Below are 20,009 nucleotides of genomic sequence, written 5' to 3'. Positions count from 1 at the left end.
TCAATCCGACATTTGAAACAGACCCGACGACATCAATGATCACAACAACCGTAAGCGGTATCTTTCAGACCGGGCGTCAGAAGTAAATGCAAAGCCGGCTGGCCTGTCTAAAGCCGGCTTTTTAATAACCGTTCAGACAAAAATATAGCGAAATCCTTTCGGTATAGATCCCCCACAGTGATCTGCAAACCATTAGACATATGTAAGGTATTCCCATAGATATGCGCAATATGTAGCTTACCAATGATAAAACTACGTTGAAATTTTTCAAACACCGAATACCTTTTCAATGTATTTGACATTTCAGAAAGTGACATCCTTGTTGTTATGTTGCCACTAGTGGTGTGCATCATTACATAATTCTGTTTGCTTTCAATCGCAACGATATCTAAGACCTTGACTTTTATAAGTTTGAGGTTATCATTGATGTTCTTTACAAAGAAAAAATCCTCATTTTTCGGAAGCATAGGCAAATCTGATTCGTTAGGAAATAATTTGGTGATGGTCGCCGCAAACTTTGATAATGTATAAGGCTTAAGCAGAAACGCATCCGCTTCAGCTTCGAAAGCTTGGTATGCAAATTTCTTGTAACCAGTAGTAAAGACCAACTTGGCGGATCTGGATTTAATTTTGAGTGACAAGTCGATACCGGTAATATACGGCATTTTTATATCGAACAATAACAGGTCGACCTCGAGATTGCCGGACAAGTCGGCCAGCGCTTCAAGGGGGTCTAGATATGACCTGATCAACAAGAGGTTAGGTAACTGGTCAATATAGGCTGTTAGACTTGTAATTGCATAAGGTTCATCGTCAACAATGATACATTTATAAATTTTCATATCGGGAGGTAATTTAATGTCCCGATAAATAACTAAAAGTTAATGATTTGGATTTATGTATTGAAATCTGCCACAATTAGCATACAGCTAACAATTGGATTTATTAAAAGCTAATATTAGATGCGATGTGTGTAGAAAATAAACCTTTTCGCGTAATCAATGGTAATTTAAAATTTGAACGTTTATTTTTGAAATGAGATTCAGTAGGCCTTTATGCGCAGATGTAGGAAAGACATCCTAAAGTATTCCTTTGCAACTGTTTTGTACCTTAATATTTTCCTGTAACGATCGAATTATGTTAAAGTGTGTGATTATAGACGATGAGCAGTTCTCCATCGATGCAATATTGAAATACATTAACCTGCACTCACGGCTGGAGGTGATCAACATATTTTTGGATCCTTTGGACGCATTAAATAATGTCTCTTTGACAGAGCACATCGACATAATTTTCATGGATATCGATATGCCCAACTTGACAGGTATTGAATTAGCAAAAGCCTTACGCTCGAGAACCGCAAAATTGATTTTTACAACTTCGCATTCACAGTATGCATTTGATGCTTATGAAGTCGACGGTGACGCATTTTTATTGAAGCCGTACACTTTCGCTAAGTTTTCTACCACCATCAATCGTTTATTTCCCGTCGATGAAAGAACGACAAATGCAATTCTAAAAATCAGTGACCACTTTCTCGTAAAAAATAAGGAAGAAAATCTGCGGATCATTAATTTAGCGTTTGATGATGTCATTGCATTTGAAAGTTCGAACAACTATGTGAAGATTCATACCAGAGATGATCGTCAAATTACCGCATATCTAACGATAAAAGAAGTTTTGGACATTGTCAGTTCACGTAAAGAATTTTTGCAATTCCACAGAGCATTTATTATATCGACAAAACACATTAACTACATTGAAGGCAATTCCATTAGGCTAACGAATAAATTAGCTTTCAACATCGGCGAGCGTTATAAAAACACATTCAATGCCTTTTTGTCTGAACAACTGTTAAAAACAACCAGAAAGTAAATGTTTGATCATTGGTTCTGCCCATTCGGAGAACTCATGCACCTTAACTTTGTGTCGTTGCGGCGGGACAGTTCATAAGAAAACGCTACCCCATTATTGTTGCCTCATTTCTGCCTGAATCATATGCTTTATGATTGCTCAAAACCCTTTTTTCACTGATTTTAGCAGAAATCTGTCCTAATTCTGTTGGGACTCTTACATAGCAAAGATTATAACCCGAATAATAGCCGCTTAGACAAGGAAAATATGCTTTCTACCAAGAAAGTATGAAATTGAATTTTCAGGACGCAAAATTCTCATGCAAATTTTCGAATTTGAGTTAAAATTAGAAGAGAATATGGCTAAAAAGGAAGCTTTTGTAACATGAATCATCACAAGCTGTCTTTAAGATGATAGCAATACCGAAATTTCCTAATGCAGTTCGTTAAACCGGAATTAGCTTAGTAATATACCATAAGCTGCTATTGCTTTCTATTTATTACTAAAACACTGAATTACTCATGCATCCTTCAAAACATCTGATCATATTTCTTATGGCACTATTATTTAGCACTTTAACTTATGGACAACTTGTGATCAAAGGAACGGTTTTAAATAATAACGGTCAGCCGTTGCCATTTACATCGATAGCTGTATTAAAAGACAGCGTAAAAATATCAGGCGTATTTGCTGATCAAAATGGGAACTTTTCAGCAAACGTACCAAACAATTTTCCGCTTCAATTGAGTTTCAAGATCATTGGTTATCAGGTAAAACAGGCCGTGATCGACCGGCCAGTCGATTCGCTCATAAGAGTAGTCCTAATGCCAAATGTGAAAGTACTTTCAGAAGTTGTAATTTCCGGTCAAAAACCACTATTGGAGCGTAAGATAGACCGCTATGTATTTAATATAGAGAACAGTATAGCTGCCGCAAACGTCGATGCTTTTGATGCGGTATCACTAACCCCTGGAGTTCTGGCGGACAACAATTCGATCGGCCTGATCGGTAAAGGCAATGCCCGGGTGATGATCAACGACCGTCTGATTCAATTGTCAGGGAATGATTTAAAAGACTATTTACGATCATTCAATTCTAGTGACATAGCCAGCATCGAAGTCATCACGTCTCCGCCAGCAAAGTATGATGCGGCAGGCAGTGGTGGGTTAATCAATATCAAATTGAAAGGTATTCGAAAAGATAGTTTTTCAGGCAGTTTGAGCGGCCGATTCAACCACGGGTATTACCCTGGTGGCAATGGTACTGGAACTCTTAACCTGAATAAGCGTAAATGGACGGTGAGTAATTCGCTAAGTCTTTCTAACGGGTCGATCAAGCCGATAGAGTCGAATACATTCTTCCTTAACTCTTACCAGAGAGATGAGAACCAGACACGTAGAGAATTCAACAAATCCATTAGTGACAGACTTTCCGTAGATTATGACTTCTCAAAAACGACCAATGTAGGTATCGAGGTATTTGGGAGCATATCCCATCCTGATATCAACGGAAATGATCATTTAAACTTCCGTTCAACTGCTCAGGCATTAGATTCGGCGATCTCTTCTGTGATTTTAGCAAAACACAGAACCGGCTTTTTCTCAGGCAATATTCACTTTAATCAGGTGTTGGACAAAAAAGGAAGGAAATTAGCTTTTAACGCCGATTACTTTAACAATGATGCAAATTTCAGAAATTCAACTCATACGGTAAATCAGAATTACCTCACCAATACAGTCGCTACAAATGTATTACTGAACACCTCTGATCAAACAACACGTAGTTACACTGGTAAATTGGACATCGATTACCCTACTGCTTTTGCAACTTTATCGGGTGGCAGCAAATATTCTTTCAATAACGTAAACAGCTACACAAGTTTTCAAAGTGATCTTGGATCGGTGATGAATTACACAGACCGCTTTCAGTATGATGAGAACATTTTTGCATTATATGCAAACGCTAAGAAAAAGGTTTCAAAAAAGGTAGAGTTCCAGGCTGGGCTACGATTAGAAGATACGAGGACAAAAGTTGTATCGGAGAGCATTCCTTCTGCCATCAAAAACAATTATTTGAATCTATTTCCCTCCGTATATTTAAATTTTACGCCTAACGACAATCAGGGTGTGTCCATAAATTACAACAGGAGAATCAGCAGACCATATTTCAGATCGCTTAATCCATTTCGTTTCTATTCCAATGAGGTAACGTACTCAAGTGGCAATCCCTATCTACAACCATCGATTGCGCAAAATTTCGAGCTGAATTTAACCCAATCGAGAAATTTATATTGCTCCATTTACTACTCTAAAGCAGATGATAGTTCCAAGGAACTGACAACGGTGAATGAAGACGGTATACAAATTACGACGCCATTAAATTATTACACTTCAAATTCCTACGGAGCTGGAGTATACTACATATACAACCAGATAAAATGGTGGGAGTCTTCCAACGCGGTCAATGGCTTTAAGTATTCGGTTACCTCAGATATTCCACAGATAGCGCCGTCCGTGAGCCAGACCTCCTTCTATATGTCAAGTCAGAATACATTTCTGCTAAATCAGAAAAGCGGGTTGAGAGTTAGCGTAAATGCCAGGTACAGTACACCGTTTGTCGATGGCGTGTACAAGTACAGTTCAAATTTTAATTTAAACCTGGGTATACAAACATCTCTCTTTGCTAAAAAGGTTACCGGAAGGCTTATCGTAAACGATCTGTTCAGAACGCAAAATAATAATTATCAGGCCAACTATAGCTCTGGATTCTACAGGAGCAACAATTACTATGACCGAAGAAATGTCGCCCTATCACTTCAATATCGATTCGGCAACAAAAAGGTATCTGGTAAGGATATTAAAAACAGCAATGCTGCGGAGACGCAGAGATTATAAAAAATTGGTGAAGGTGCACATTCGCTCAATGGTTCAACAAACAGTCTAATAACCTAAAACTTTGATTGCTAACCACTAAATTTTTAAAAAGATGAAATTTTCAGAAGTAATCGCAAAAATGGAAAAAGTGTACGAAGAGCAACAAGGTAAACTGAGAGGTGGCTTTGCAGCAGCTTCATCTGTTGACGAGGAAAGCACCGGTACAAATGACTATTGCCAAAACGACGGCTGCTCGGGTGGTGATAATTACAAATGCACCAATACAAAATGTACCTCTGCAACCTAGTCCAGAGCAAGTTAATATATCACTGCGATCAATCGTCGCAGTGATATAATCTCTTTGTCTAACCTAACTCACGAACATAAACGCCAGAACCGGAAACGCCATGAGACCCAGCTACTTCAATACTTTTTTTGATTATGATTCGAAAAAAATCGGATATAACTCACTTAGCAATGAATTTATAATTCTTGAACCCATGCTCCATGAGTTGTATGATGCGGCAACAAAAGAGAAAAATTTGCCGGAGCTAAACGAAATACACCCGGAGTTCTATCAATTCCTGGTACAAAAGAAGTTTATAGTTGAGGATAACCTTGACGAAGTCGCCATTGTAAAACAGCTCCAGGCGAGGGTGGATTTTGATGAAAATAACTATGTGCTGGTCATTAATCCTACGATGAACTGTAATTTTAAATGTTGGTATTGTTATGAAAGCCATATCAAGGATTCAAAAATGAGTTCTGAGATTGTGACCAAGGTGATCAAGTTCTCAGATAGGATCATCGAACAAAAAAAGGTTAAATATTTTCATTTGGCATGGTTTGGCGGGGAACCCCTGCTCTATGCCGAAGAAGTGATCTTTCCAATATTGAAAGAGCTTCATCATAACTTCAAATCAAATGGTATTGAATTCAGTTCCAGCTTCACCACCAACGGATTACTGATCAATGAACACTTTATAGACTATTTTAAGGCTCATGATGCGAATGATTTTCAAATTACTCTTGATGGTGATGAGCAAACTCACGATACCGTAAGATTTGTGTCAAAGACCAGAGGTTCCTACCGCCAGATATTAAGTAACATCAAGCTGCTTGCCGGCCGGGATTGCACGGTCACCGTTAGAATCAACATTTCAGACCAAACAGTTGCAGGTCTGTTCAATATCGCAGATGATTTCAGCAGTTTCGGAGAGGAGTTAATGAAAAAGATCACTTTTTCTTTTCAAAAGGTCTGGCAGGAATTAAAACCCATTGATGCCGGCATAGATGCGAGCATTGCTTATTTCCGCAGATTAGGTTATAAGGTCAATTATATTGGCGGAAGAGCTGACACGGTAAGGAACTCATGCTATGCTGATAAAAAGAACCAGGCCACCATTAATTACAATGGCGACGTCTTCAAATGTACCGCTAGAGATTTTACCTCCGAAACCAAGGAAGGCGTTATTGATATAGATGGAAATCTCAGTTGGAATGAATTGGAACAAAAAAGAATGAATATTAAGTTTCAAAACAAACCATGCCTTAGGTGTAAACTGCTGCCCATTTGCAATGGTGGTTGCAGTCAAAACGCATTAGAAAATGAAGGACGGGATTACTGCGTATATGACTTTGATGAACAAAAGAAAAATGATGTTATCTATCATAAGTTTTTGGAAAATGTAGTATATGCCTAAGTTCTCCTTCATAGCGCAACACGACCAGATGGACTGTGGGCCTGCATGCCTTTCTATGATTGCGAGATCGTATGGAAAGGTATACAGCCTGCAATATCTAAGAGAAAACTCGTACATCACCAAAGACGGCGTGAGTGTTTTAGGTATCCGGGAGGCTGCAAGTAAAATAGGTTTTGACAGCGAATCGGTCAAGATAAGTCTCCAGGAGTTAAATACACCTGACCATTTTCCTTGCATTTTGCATTGGAATCAGAACCACTTTGTTGTGCTGTATGCCATAGAAAAACGTTTGTTCAGTAATGAAATTAACTACAAGATTGCTGATCCCGGATTTGGCTTAATTAAAGTCAATGAGGAAAGGCTGAAAAAATCATGGGTATCGGACGGGAATAAAGGTGTGGCTATCCTACTCGATCCAACCCAGGAATTTTATTCCTTAGCAGAGCCCCCAAAGCCCAAAACCAGGTTTAAGGAGCTATTTAAATATCTGTACCCTTACAAGAAACAAATGGTACAACTCTTCTCTGGGCTATTTGGAGGGAGTTTGATTACACTTACGTTCCCGTTTTTAGCCCAAACACTTGTTGACAAAGGTGTTGTCCAAAAGGATCTGGGTATCATATATACGATCCTGATCGCTCAAATCTGCTTGTATACCGGATCTGTGTTAATTGAGATTATCCGGAATTGGATCACACTTTATGTCGGTAGCAGGGTCAACATTTCTATAATATCCGATTTTCTTAAAAAGATCCTAAAGCTGCCTATTCGATTCTTCGACACGAAACTTATCGGGGATTTCAATCAGCGTATTCAAGATCAAGACCGGATTGAAAAGTTTCTGACATCACAAAGTTTAGCCACCCTGTTCTCCGTTGTTAATTTCTCCGTTTTTTTCTTTGTGCTGTTTTTTTACTCGCCCAAAATACTGGGATGCTACTTGATCTTAACGGCAATAGCAATAGGCTGGTCATTATCTTTTTTTCATTCAAGAAAAATCCTGGACTATCAAAAATTTCAGAGCCGATCTGATAATCAGGAATCCATTTACGAATTGATCAATGGAATACAGGAGATCAAACTTAATAGTGTAGAAAAATATAAGCGGGAAAAATGGGAAAACATCCAGGTTAAGCTTTTTGGTATAAACTTAAGGATCTTAAAACTTGACCAATTACAAATGACAGGTTTTGATTTTATCAACTCCATAAAGAACATTTTGGTAACGTTTATTGCAGCTAAAGAAGTGATCAATGCTAATTTGACTTTAGGGGCGATGTTAAGTATTAGCTATATCATAGGACAGATGAATAGCCCCGTCAATCAACTTATAGCATTTTTCCGTGCACTTCAGGATGCCCGCATCAGTATGGAAAGATTGAATGATATTCATCATCAGGCAGATGAAGAAATACCCGGACAACTATCGATGTCTTTTGACGACAACCAAGTTACCAATGGGCGGCAAAAAGGAATCAAAATAAAGAATCTTTCTTTCCAGTATGAAGGGCCAAAGTCTGCTTACACCCTTAAAAATATTAATCTGTTTATACCTGAAGGTCAAACCACGGCAATAGTAGGAGAATCCGGAAGCGGGAAAACGACGTTGATGAAATTACTTTTGAAGTTTTACGAACCAAGTCAGGGTACGATTCATGTCGATGATCATAATCTAAATGACATCTCTGCCAAAAGCTGGCGGAACAACTGCGGCGTCGTTATGCAGGAAGGTTACATTTTTTCCGATACCATAGAAAGAAACATTTACACTGGCGAGGAGGAATTTGACCAGGCCAAATTTAATCAATCCGTCGCCATTGCTAATATAAAGAGTTTCCTGGTGTCACTCCCATTAAGAGAAAACACTAAGATCGGAGCTGGAGGAGTTGGAATAAGCGGCGGACAAAAGCAGCGGCTTTTAATAGCAAGAGCTGTATATAAATCGCCTAAATACATGTTTTTTGATGAAGCAACCTCCTCTTTGGATGCTGACAACGAGCGGGTTATTCATGACAATTTGCAATCGTTTTTTGAAAACAGAACGGTCGTTGTCATTGCTCACCGGCTAAGCACCGTCAGAAATGCAGATCAGATCATTGTGCTTAAGGATGGCGAAATTGTGGAGAATGGTGACCATCAAGAGCTGATTTCGTTAAAGGGCCGTTATTTTGAATTAGTCAAGAACCAGTTAGAATTAAGTGTGTAATCATGGAGGAACCATTACAGAAATTATTGTCACAATACCGATTTATTTCAATCAGATTCGGCCTGCTGATTATTGTAATGACATTGGCAGCCATAATCTTACTTTTAAGTTTGCTTAAGACTAATGAATATTCGTTATTGGAAGGGTTATGGCGTTTTTATTTCCGTAAAAATTGACCATGATTTATCGATTGCATACTAAAGTGCAATTAAACAAAGCCGACTTACATGGAGGATTCAGCATAATGTTTTAGAATCCCCCCCCCTCACGATAATAATTTATGAAAATACCACTATAGTACAATCACTTAAAGACGTCAATGTGTTACCGCAATGTTGTTTCCAATATTCCGAAATGAGGTGATCAAAGGCTCCGTATTCTCCACTAAATAATCTTCGTCAAGACGATTCCGGTCAAAATACTAAAACGCTTGGGTGGGTTACAGTTGCGCTTGCCGTTATTTGGCCTTAAAAGATTTAAAACTGCCTCCTGCACATCATCTACTATCGACCAATCTTTTGCCAAATAAATATCGGTCGTCTTATGACCGTTATCCACGTGGTTCAATGCCAGTGCGATATCATCCTTCGACATCCGACAAATATTTCGTGCCAAAGATGCAAAGGAATGCCGTGCTGAATAAAAGGTTATCCCACTAATGCCTGTAAGTTTTTGCAGTTCTCGCATGCCGATACTAATAGCTTTATTGAGGTTCCCGATAGTAGCATACCGTCCCTGCAATATGCCGCCATAACCCTCTAATAATTTCGTTGCTTCTTCTGGTAATTTTATACTGATGAATGCACCGTCCTTTCTGCGCCCCTCAGTTTTTGAGCGACGATATTCTAAGCGCCCGTTTTTAATTTGGTAGTTGGCTTTGTAAAGATCAATTGCATTTATTCCACACAAGTAAAATGATAACATAAAGAGATCCCGTGCCATTTCACATCGTGAAGCGGGTCGCGGCCGGGAATTTTTGATAGTGATAACTTTTTCGGCATCAATATTCCTTTTTTTTGTTTCCGGTGCCCCAACTATTGAATAATCACTGAAAGGGTTGTCCTTAATTGGAGTAAGGCCGATCGACGGTCTGTTATGATGATCAATAGCTGCCGAAAACAGCCCGCTGAAGTCACGAAGGTAAACATGAACAGAGGCATCGCCAAGCGGCTTACCTTTCGCCTTATAAGGCCTGCCTAATCGATCCAATCTGGTCATAATTCGTGGCCCTCTCAAGAATGCTTCAAATCTTTCCAAGAAGTCAATAGTGATTTGTTCAATCGGCAGATCACTTTGCCTTTTGATAAAATCGATGATGTGATTTCGAACGGTTTTAAAATTTGCCGCACTTTTTCCCTGATCGTTCTCCATGAGTATCTTAATGTGTTGATCAGCAAAGTCAAGAAAATCTATCTTCTTATCTTTCTTCAATAAAAAATCTTTGATATCTGATGCAGTCATGCGACCGATCAGCTCATCATTATCACAGATAACTCGTCGGTAAGTATCCAGCGATTTGTTTACACACGTAAGAATGAATTGATCTTTAATGGAACGATCTTTCTTAAGCTGTTTTTCGGTAACGTAGAATTCAGTGTCGATAAACGAGCGGTCCCGCTTGTGACTGATGCAGATTTTTACATTGAAAGTCCCATCCGTTTTTTTGTGATGTTTAAGAATTTTTGCACTTACAGTGGCCATTTGAATTGAATTGGCACAAATAGGACTGTTACACAGTTGTTACACCTATTTGCGAAGTTTGACAAAAATTTCTGTCTAAGTGGAAATTTTTCGGATGATATAGCCTTAAGGTTTTAAAGGCTATTTGTAATCGCCGGGCTGGCATAAACAGCATTTAAAGCGAAAATACGCGTTTTTTTGAAAATAGAAAAGCCCAGCGGACATGCTGGGCTTAGTGCTCCCCACACTGGACATAATTCGAACCATTTACTGGAAACTATAAAGATTTTGACAGCGTTGGAAAGTGTGCTGTAATATGATTCTAGTCTTTTCAGGCTATCGAGAAAAAACTTATCTTTATTAACACAAGTGTAACCCCAATGGGTTTTGTAGCCTTCCTTGGGCTTGCCATAATTTGTACGACAAGGCCTATGCAATAATAAGCAACAAATATTTTCTTACCTGTTTTTTTATTATTTAATTGTAATTGGCAATGATTCAGCAGGTAAGCCATCGACTGTTGCTGTTATAGTTACTGTGCCTGGTTTATTTTTAGCGCCAATAATTGCCAAGGCCAAACCATTAAATGCTTTACGATGGCCTACGGGACGAAGCCGAGGTAACAGGACCGCTTTGTGATGCTGTAGTCTTGGAAAGGTCTCATTATTGCTTCAGCCAATGTTTCCTCAGCCAGTCGCGCACCGGCTCGTCATAGAGCTTCAAACATGCCCATGCTACGCCCAAGCCCATAATAAAAGTGGTGATACCGACGAAAACATGGGTGCTGAGAGGCGAATTCATGTGATTCTCGGCCCAGCTCATGTGCATGTACATAATGGGATAATGGGTAATGTAGAGGGGGAAGGACAGCTGTCCGACGACAGTGCAGATACGGGTGGCACGACGCCCCTGCAGGCGGCTGCCAGCGCCAATAGAGAGGATAAGGGGAAAGAGCAACAGGATGGCACAGAGCTCGTAGATACCCTCGTAAAGTGGGCTGATGTCGGTGAGCATAGGAGTAGCAACCATGGTAATGACAAGGAGCGATGCGGCCCAGAAGCCACCTTTGATAGAGATAAAGTGATTGATGCGCGAGAGCAGCAGCCCCATGGTGAATGGGAACATAAGGCGCACCATGGCACGATAGACGTGCTCAGGATCGAAGATGAAGCCGCCATTGATGGTGTATCGGTAACCTTCGTCCACCAGATTGCCCCACAGATTGAGTTGCAAGCACAGATCGGCCGATAGTAGGGCACAGAAGGCCACGATGATACCCAGCTGCACCTTATTTACGCGACGCAAGAATAAGGCATAGAGGACATTGGCTACATATTCGTAAATAAGGGTCCAAATAGGACCATTGATACTGGTGAGCTCGCCCCAACCACGGATGTCCATCGACTTGGGCAGCGGAATCATGCAGATGAGAAGCAATGCCTGGAGCATCAACATATACCAGGGGGCAGAATCAACTGCATTGAAGGTGGGACCACCCGAATAATAGAAGAAGCAGATGCCAATGAGCACACCCATGATGGCCATAGGCTGCAGACGGGTGAGGCGGCGCTTGAAGAAGTCCCAGGTGGTCATCTTGTCCCAGCGGTCATCGTAGGCATAACCGAGCACAAGGCCACTGAGCGCAAAAAAGAAATCCACCGACATGAAGCCGTGGGGCATCACCCAACGAGAGATCTCAGAGGGATAACACTCCATCATGTGAAACATCACAACACCCAGAGCCGCAACGCCTCTGAGCCCGTCCAGAATCTCGTAACGTGGTTTGGATTCCTGATAGGTATTGGTTTGCTGATACATTTTGTAGAAATAGTTAAGAAAGATGATCGTACTTTTTTTGGGTGGAAAAAAACGACATCTTTCTTAATTGGACAATAGTTATTTATAACCATTCAGAGCAGCCCCATGGCTCGAGCCACATGACAAGCCTCGATGGCATGATCCATGTTGAGTTTCTCCAGTATGTTCTGGCGATGACGATTCACAGTGTTGATGCTGATGGACAAGATGTCGGCAATCTCCTTCGAGAGCTTGCCCTGGTCGATGAGTCGGAGCACTTCGCACTCACGGGTAGAGAGCACATGAGCGTAATCCTGATTCGTCAGCACACGTTTCTCACCTGTGCGGGTATTAATTATTTTGGCCTGATGCTGCTCCTCTCGGGCCAAAGTATAGACACATGCCATGAGGCGTAAACTTCCGTTCGACGAGGCTTCCATCGGGAAAATACGGTGTTCGACGACACGATAGTTGCCCTCCTTGTCCCGCAGTCGGATATAGTCGCTGAGGTAGAAATCGCGACGACGGGCGATGGGTATTGGCTTGAGCAGATGGACAAAGGCGAGTTCGTCGGCATGACGCTGAACTAAATCGTCGGCATCAGCCCGATTGAAAATGAAGTCTTCGTAGAGCGAAGGAATTATATCCTGGCGCTCTTCGACGGTCAAACCGAGTTCGTCGGCCAGCCCACCGAAATAGCAGTAACTGCAATTGAGCTTGTTGTCACCCATCGAGACAATAGCATTCTCGGTGAACGCATACACGCGGGCCAGCGATCGGCACTCGGCTATCTGGCTGGCTTTGCCCTCATCCTCAGCGAAGGGCTGAGACATATACATATTGTTGATCTTTTTGAAATCATTGTCCATTATTCCTCCTTGGTCATGGGGATATTAGTATGAATCGTAATCTCTCATGCTGCAAAGATAAAGTATTCAAGTTTCGCAAGTAAATTTTAGACCGCCTTTGCTAATTATAGTCTATCAAAGTTGATATAATGTTTGAACGTCTCGCTTTTGTTAATCAATACATCAAGAACGTGTGTAACCCCTTCTAAAAACCGGACTGCTTAAAGGACGAAAAGTCTTAACTTTAAACAGTCAAACGATGAAGAACTCTATTATCTCCCATTCGGTAACCGTCTGCAGTCATCTTGTAGATCGTGTAGTCGGTTTGTTCAGTTTGTGCTGAACACATAAGAGCTGCGATATGATACTTTTTACTACCGGCGGCAACTGTTGCATTCCACCCGCTGGGAAGATGTACAATTTACAGGTATTAAAGATGAAGCACAGCAAAGCCGCTAAACCAATTTTCCGGATTGGTTAGTTTCACATCTTGGTTTTTGATTGGTTAGTTCGCTTTTACTTGTTTGTAGCGCTGATGCCGGAGATCTTCAACTGATTTATAGTTACCGGTTTATCGGCGTCAATAGATAACTGATTAAGTGGCGCGTTTGGAAAGAATATATTGGTTTGTACGGTAAGGCCGTTATCTGCAAATAATTCTAAAGAAGCGGCGTCGACATATACTTTTAGCGAAAGCTGCTTAGATGAACTTATCCGTGGCGCAAGGGTTTTCCTTGCGAAGCTTTTTTCAAAATCGACCTTTCCCGCTTTGCGCCTGTCGACATAAATGGTATTGGTCTTTTTATCAAAACCGGCAATCAGCTCATCGCCTTCCTTATTATGCAATTTAATAGAAAAACTTGTTTTATTGGAAGTGCTTAACTCAAGGAGATACCTGGAATTGAATCGCTTAATAGTTGCTGAAAGATCATAACTCCGTTTGCCTTGAAGATTTTTGAAGATCACAGGGGTTTGAACAATGGCATTAAGTTCTTTTACCGGTACGGAGATCAGTGAAAGTTGACGACCGGCCTGAACCAGTTTAAGTTGGCGCGGTAAGGTATTGGCACCACGCCAGCTTTGCGTTGGCACTTGGTTAGCATATTGCCAATTGTTCATCCAACCCATAAATATTCTGCGAACCCCTGTGCCGGCAAAGGTTACGCCGGCATAATTATCCGCACCGTAATCGATCCACCTCGTTTCGCTATTCTCTGGCTTAAAGGTTTTGCCGTCAAAATTTCCGATGAAATACTGTGTTGCCGAACCGCCATTAGGACCACCAGGGTTTATGCTCACTAACAGTACCCATTTTTTTACGCCATTATGAACCAGGCTGAAAAGGTCTGGGCATTCCCATACGCCTCCATGCGCGCCAACTTTATTACCAAACTCACTTAACCGCGTCCAGCTTTTTAAGTTTTTAGACCCGTAAAAAGTGACCGATTGTTTGGTAGCCAGGGTCATAACCCATTGTTTGGATTCTTCATTCCAGTTTACTTTCGGATCGCGGAAATCCCATATGCCGGGATTAGGCAGAACAGGGTTGCCTTCGTATTTTTTCCACGTTTTACCTTCGTCTTTACTATAGGCAATTCCCTGATATTGATGTAGGCCGGTTTTAGCGTCTTCGATTTTTTGATTATGATAAGTGTAAATAGCCACCAGTGTGTTTTTACCAAACCCGGCCGTATTGTTTACGTCCACAACTGCGCTGCCTGAAAATATCATTCCTAATGAATCGGGGTATAATGCAATGGGCTGTTCTTTCCAGTGGAGGAGATCGGTACTGATCGCATGTCCCCAGTGCATAGGTCCCCAGGTTGTACCACCCGGATTATACTGGAAGAACAGATGATATTTTCCATTTAAATATACCATGCCGTTTGGATCGTTCATCCAGTGGGCTTTTGGCGAGAAATGATACTGCGGGCGGTAGCTTTCTTTAGTAGGATCATTTTGGGCCATCACAAATCCTGTGGAAAGTACCATGCTCGCTATAGCGGCGAAACAAATGGTTTTTATTTTTTTAAATTGAAGCATATGCTTTAGTTTTAGTTGGTTAGTTACTCGAATTCCGAATTGTTTTGAGCGGCCAGGCCTTTAACAAGGGTACGCTGATCAATCCGCCATCAGAAAATAGTTCAATACCTGTTTGGCCAATGGACGGAAAATTAGTTGTACTAAGTACGAGGCTGCCGTCATTACAGAACACCTCAACCGAAGACTCATCTACAAAGATCCGCAGTTTAAGCGTTCCCTTTTCAAGTGTAAGCGGCGCATTATACTTTTTCGCAAACAGCCTTGTAAATGAGGTATCGCTCTTATAATCCGTTGCGCTCGATCGGTCGATGGTTAGCTGCGATAGCACCGGATCATAACGAAAGACCATTTTGCGCCCTTCGCCTACGAATAAATTCAAACCAAAAGGATGCTTATCAGTAGGTTTAAAAACGACCTCCAACTCATAACTGTTGCTTTCCGGCTGAAAAGTTATTGTTTTGGTTCCATTAATCGTCAGGCTATTGCTGCTATATCCCTTTCCCCGGAGTTTGCTCAACGCTGGTACAGGCTGTTGACTTACCTGATATCCATTTAAAATACGCTTAAGCGACATAATCCTTGGAACGGATTGGAAACCTCTACCCCATCGCGTAGGCACTTTATTAGCATAGTCCCAATTACCCATCCACCCTATTGCAAACACCGTATCGCCAAAAGACCGTTTACCATCATAGTTTCGCCATGTCCGGGTTGCGTAATAATCCGGTCCGTAATCGAGCCAGTTGGCATGTTCGAGCTGGTTATTCATGAGTGCATCAGAAAACACAATGTGGTCAACAGCTATATTTCCCATCTTTTCCGCAGGATGCCGGTCAAGTATTTCGAGCGAAACAGTTTTACCTTTCAAATCACATACATCCCAGCCATTCCATTTTAGCACGTTAGTGTTATCCCCGGTAGTGCTCCGCACAACCTTGCCGTTCCATAATAAGTTAATGCAGGTGCTGTCGGGATGCCTTCCGCCAGCCAGCAAAAAATTGATGGCATTACTACTCACCCTAAACGGAGTTGATGTTAACTTGCCCATCGTACCTTGCTTGCCTGAAGATGCAGCAAGTGCTTTGCCTAAAAAATCAGTGGATGCACTCGTATCTAAAAAAGCCCTTCCCTGTTGTTTCCATCGGCTCAGCCCATTTTCAAAATCTTCGAAAACGCTTCCATGTATGCCAACACCATTTGTCAGATAATTACGGCTTTCCTGGTCGACGGTAAAAGTTTTGCCATCAAAATTACCTACAAAATACTGCACACGGTTAGGCCCCCGGCCAATAAGCATCACCCACTTTTTTGTTTTGGTACCTGCAACCGGAAGTTCAAATAAGTCAGGGCATTCCCAAAATGAATTTTTAGCGCCCAAACCCTGGAAACTACTGCAATATTTCCAGACCTTCAAATCCCTGGACTCATAAATCTGGATCTCCTGCACATTTGGTATGCTGACAACCATTTTCCAAAGCCTATCCTGTTGATACCAAAAAACCTGCGGATCGCGGAAAAATATCTTTTTAATATCCAGTACCGGATTATTCTGGTAATAGTCAAAAGTATGACCTTCATTTGTACTTACCGAAAGTACTTGTGTCTCGGGCAGCGTATCTCCGGGGTAGTGACGGGTAAAAACTGCAATCATGCTTTGTTTCCCCAACCCACTTGTGTTTGCTGTGTCCACCACTACCGAGCCGCTGAAGTATGAGAAAGAGCGGTCACTTCGTTTCATCGGGTAAGGTTGTTCTTTCCAATAAACTAAATCTTTGGAAGTAGCATGTCCCCACCAAAACAAATGAAAGGTGTTATTGGTAAATACCAGGCCATCAGGATCACCAATCCATCCGCTTCGCGGCCGGAAATGGTATTGCGGATAATACTTTTGATCGGTTGCCGATCTCTTTAAAGTTTGCCCATAGGCATGCCTGGCTGTTAATATGCTAAACAGCAACAAGCATGCCCTTATAGCAAATTGAACTTTCATCTTAGTGTTTAATCACCTTTAAATTACTGGCGCTAATTTCCATTCCTTCGGCACTCAGGCTCCACATGTTGCCGTTCATACTATAGATCCGGTTAGTTAAAGCAATCTCATCATTTACATACAAAACAGCAATCGAGCCATCAGCAACTATGCTGAAGTCGTAATTTTTGCCTGCCTGGAAGTTAAAGGGTACGCGGGTAACTTCTACACCGTTATTATAAGCAGCAATACGTTTGGCCGCAGGCTCAAATTTGATGACATAGCTGCTGGTATTATCTGCCTTGGTATTAAATCCGAGCGAAGCTGTACCTGTTAGGTTACTAAAGGTTATTCCCCCCTGTATCCTGGACGTACCATCCATATTGGCAAATTTATACAAGGCCAATGCTGCACTACCGGTTAGGGTATATTGTGTACCGGTTTGCTTAACTGTTCCGGTTTGCCCTTTAACTTCAACAGCGGTTTCCTTTGTAAAATACGCTCTTACCGCAGCGGGACTTTTTACGCCTAATTTGTCATTACTCAGTTTCACCAACTCATGCGAAATGAGGTTACCTCCCCAGGTGCGGGTTCCGTTATCATTCTCCGGATTACGGCGATGCGCCCAGCCGAAGGTATAGTTAGTTGTTCCGTTTGAGGCCATGCGCCCGGCATAGAACTGGTGACCGTCGAACATATCGTTACCATCGGCCGGTTTAACCCAAGGGCCGGCAGTTGAGCTGGCTACACGGTAATGTGTACCGGGGGTATTGCTCCAGTCTTCACCAAAAAAGAGGTAATATTTATCGCCGATCTTAACAATATCAGCGCATTCCAGCATCAGATAGCTCCCTTCAACTGTTAGCGGTCCTCTTATCTGCCAGTTATCCATAGCAGGATCAGCTGATTTGTATACCAGGATAATTCCTTTACCGGCTTGCTGGGTACTTACCAGCATCCAATACTCTTTAAATTCGTCGTTATAAAACACATAGGGATCGCGGAAATCGGTGCTGCTGTAGCCATCTGAAGCCCTGAGCGCAAAACTTGTCTTCTTTGTCCAGGTCTTCATGTCTTTACTGGTGGCATACATTACAGCTTCGCGACTGTTACCGCCCGTCCAGGCCGGATTGTTGTTTTGCAACCAGCTGCTTGAACTGTTGTGCCCGGTATAGTAGAAGTAATACGTATCCCCCACCTTAACCATTGAACCGGTGCCAACCAACTGATCTTGAGTGGCGGCTGTTCCATAAGAAATGGCCTGTCCGTCATAACTAAAATTTAACAGGTCCTTACTACTAAACTTATGAATATCATGCTGTCCGGTACTGCTTTGTTTGGCCTTATCAGGTGCATCGTGCAAAAAAAACAGTTCAAACTGGTTATTCACATAATAGGGCATTACATCACCTACCCAACCTGTACGGTTGGTACTGCCTGCGCTGGTCGCTACCGTCGGTTTAGGGTATATGCTAAACTTTTCATCAGTATAGGGCAGTGTATTGGTAGTAGAGCTTTCTTTTTTACAGGCAAACAAGGTCAGTGCAATACTGCTTGCCAATATCAATTTTTTATAAACCATAATCATCAGGTTTTTTTGGTAAATACTATCCGGGCGGGGTAACCAGCCCGACAGTATGTTATTTTACTTTTAAATAATCAATTGCGTTTTTGGTGATCTTTTTAATGTTGGTTAGGTAACGGTTAATGGTACTGCCGCCATTCAAAGGCTCAGAATACCAGTCGTAAGCACCAAAAGCAACGATGATCACTTTACCACTGTTATTAACCGAAGGCCACTCGGCAATGCCGGCTCTGCCGTTGAGCTCGTTATCCCACGCTTCTGAGGCCAGATTTGTGCCACCGGTTTGGTCATGCCAAACGGCCGCAGTGCCATAACCGCCCCAATCATTAATATACCACCAGGCGGTGTGATTTAAACGGAAGGTGCCCTTTTCTAACAGGTATGCTTTGCCTGGCTCAAAAGTTTCTAAACCCTGAAATACGGGATGACTTTCCTTGCCCTTGAAAGATATCCCCCAGTCGCTACCTGTTTCTACAAACCCGTTTGGCGGGAAATCGCCGAATACGTTGTTGGGTCCGCGTCCTGCAGGCACGATGCCTAAAGTTTCTACATATCTTGTTGCATAGGTTGTCAACAATAAGCTTCCGCCGCCTGTACGATATGCTTTAAGGGCATTGACTACTGTGGCCGATGTTGCTGCTGCGGGCAAATCCTGAGCGGAATCAAAATGCCACCACATTACCTTATAGTTCGATAGTTTTTTCCCGGTCTCTATGCTTTGAAACGAAACATAATCGGCGGTGGGATAAGTGGCGAAGAACCAATCTGCTGCTGCCTTTTCATCAGGGTTAGTAATGGCCGACCGGGACGCTGAGGTACCCAGGAAAGCGTACTCGCTCACCGAGTTACTGATTACATTTACTGAATACGTAACCGTTGAATTTCCAACTGTTACTGTATAGTTGATTGGTTGCGTAAAGTTTTGCGCTACACCCGATGCCGGTGAAACGGTTGCGCCTGATTGTAAAGCGATATCCGGTGACAGCGATGACACGTTGGTACCATCCGGTAATATCAGCGTGATGTTTTTGTTTTCATGGTTTATAGTTGCATTTACACCATTGATTTTGAAAGCAGATATTGGTGGAATAATTTTAACTATAGCATTATAGTCTTTAAATACGTTGCCGTTAGTGATCCGATACTTTACCGTTCCCGTGAAATTCATGGCTTGATTTGATGCCGGGGTGGCTGTGGCATTAGCAGGCATTTGCAAAACGGGGGTTAACGTAGTTAAACTGGTGCCAAAAGGCACATTAACAATGATGTCCCCGGTGTTTTGATTGATCTCGCCCTTAACGCTATTAATGGCAAAAGAGGTTAACTGAACTTCAGAGTCGACGTTAAAACCTGAATCCTTATCCTTTTTACAGCCAGTTATAACCGCAATAGCCATAATGACTAAGCCAACCGACTTTGCTTTCTTACTTATATAATTTCTCATGTTATAA

General features: G+C 41.8%; 14 protein-coding genes. 5 read left to right on the top strand and 9 right to left on the bottom strand.

Annotated elements, in window-relative coordinates; genetic code table 11:
* Positions 1 to 107 precede the first annotated feature (107 nt).
* On the bottom strand, positions 108 to 842 hold the full coding sequence (locus tag QE417_RS16895) for a LytR/AlgR family response regulator transcription factor (RefSeq protein ID WP_311951644.1): 735 nt from the start codon (positions 840 to 842) through the stop codon (positions 108 to 110).
* Positions 843 to 1,149: 307 nt separating this feature from the next.
* On the opposite strand from QE417_RS16895, the gene QE417_RS16890 reads away from it, so the two are divergent.
* From QE417_RS16890 to QE417_RS16870, 5 genes are all read left to right on the top strand, one after another.
* Positions 1,150 to 1,875 (top strand): LytR/AlgR family response regulator transcription factor, encoded by a 726-nt coding sequence (locus QE417_RS16890; protein ID WP_311951643.1) that lies wholly within the window; start codon positions 1,150 to 1,152, stop codon positions 1,873 to 1,875.
* A 533-nt stretch (positions 1,876 to 2,408) separates the two neighbouring features.
* Positions 2,409 to 4,748: an outer membrane beta-barrel family protein gene (locus QE417_RS16885; RefSeq protein ID WP_311951642.1), complete on the top strand. Its 2,340-nt coding sequence runs from the start codon at positions 2,409 to 2,411 to the stop codon at positions 4,746 to 4,748.
* 91 nt (positions 4,749 to 4,839) lie between these two features.
* A complete protein-coding gene (locus tag QE417_RS16880; RefSeq protein ID WP_311951641.1) occupies positions 4,840 to 5,034 on the top strand; it encodes a hypothetical protein in 195 nt (64 codons plus the stop codon).
* A gap of 100 nt (positions 5,035 to 5,134) precedes the next feature.
* The gene (locus QE417_RS16875; protein WP_311951640.1) at positions 5,135 to 6,430 is read left to right on the top strand and encodes a radical SAM/SPASM domain-containing protein; all 1,296 of its coding nucleotides are present in this window, start codon (positions 5,135 to 5,137) and stop codon (positions 6,428 to 6,430) included.
* Positions 6,423 to 8,636: a peptidase domain-containing ABC transporter gene (locus QE417_RS16870; RefSeq protein ID WP_311951639.1), complete on the top strand. Its 2,214-nt coding sequence runs from the start codon at positions 6,423 to 6,425 to the stop codon at positions 8,634 to 8,636. Before QE417_RS16875 ends, QE417_RS16870 begins: the two co-directional genes overlap by 8 nt.
* 384 nt (positions 8,637 to 9,020) lie before the next feature.
* Here QE417_RS16870 and QE417_RS16865 read toward each other — a convergent pair whose 3' ends face one another.
* From QE417_RS16865 to QE417_RS16835, 8 genes are all read right to left on the bottom strand, one after another.
* Positions 9,021 to 10,337 carry a tyrosine-type recombinase/integrase gene (locus tag QE417_RS16865; protein WP_311951638.1) on the bottom strand — a complete coding sequence of 439 codons (1,317 nt, stop codon included), beginning with the start codon at positions 10,335 to 10,337 and terminating at the stop codon, positions 9,021 to 9,023.
* Between the two features lie 452 nt (positions 10,338 to 10,789).
* Positions 10,790 to 10,942 (bottom strand): hypothetical protein, encoded by a 153-nt coding sequence (locus QE417_RS23685; protein WP_376717550.1) that lies wholly within the window; start codon positions 10,940 to 10,942, stop codon positions 10,790 to 10,792.
* 37 nt (positions 10,943 to 10,979) lie between these two features.
* A complete protein-coding gene (locus QE417_RS16860; protein WP_311951637.1) occupies positions 10,980 to 12,134 on the bottom strand; it encodes an acyltransferase family protein in 1,155 nt (384 codons plus the stop codon).
* Positions 12,135 to 12,226: 92 nt separating this feature from the next.
* Entirely contained in the window at positions 12,227 to 12,982 is a 756-nt protein-coding gene (locus tag QE417_RS16855) for a helix-turn-helix transcriptional regulator (RefSeq protein ID WP_311951636.1), read from the bottom strand.
* A gap of 495 nt (positions 12,983 to 13,477) precedes the next feature.
* The gene (locus QE417_RS16850) at positions 13,478 to 15,004 is read right to left on the bottom strand and encodes a glycoside hydrolase family 32 protein (RefSeq protein ID WP_311951635.1); all 1,527 of its coding nucleotides are present in this window, start codon (positions 15,002 to 15,004) and stop codon (positions 13,478 to 13,480) included.
* Between the two features lie 19 nt (positions 15,005 to 15,023).
* Entirely contained in the window at positions 15,024 to 16,994 is a 1,971-nt protein-coding gene (locus tag QE417_RS16845) for a glycoside hydrolase family 32 protein (RefSeq protein WP_311951634.1), read from the bottom strand.
* A 1-nt stretch (position 16,995) separates the two neighbouring features.
* Entirely contained in the window at positions 16,996 to 18,555 is a 1,560-nt protein-coding gene (locus QE417_RS16840; RefSeq protein ID WP_311951633.1) for a glycoside hydrolase family 32 protein, read from the bottom strand.
* Between the two features lie 58 nt (positions 18,556 to 18,613).
* Positions 18,614 to 20,002, bottom strand: a complete 1,389-nt coding sequence (locus QE417_RS16835; RefSeq protein WP_311951632.1) for a DUF4960 domain-containing protein — start codon at positions 20,000 to 20,002, stop codon at positions 18,614 to 18,616.
* Positions 20,003 to 20,009: the final 7 nt, after the last annotated feature.

The organism is Mucilaginibacter terrae, from assembly GCF_031951985.1.
GTDB lineage: Bacteria > Bacteroidota > Bacteroidia > Sphingobacteriales > Sphingobacteriaceae > Mucilaginibacter > Mucilaginibacter terrae_A.
The sequence above is the reverse complement of the archived record's forward strand: the minus strand, read 5'-3'. Positions and strand labels throughout refer to the sequence as shown.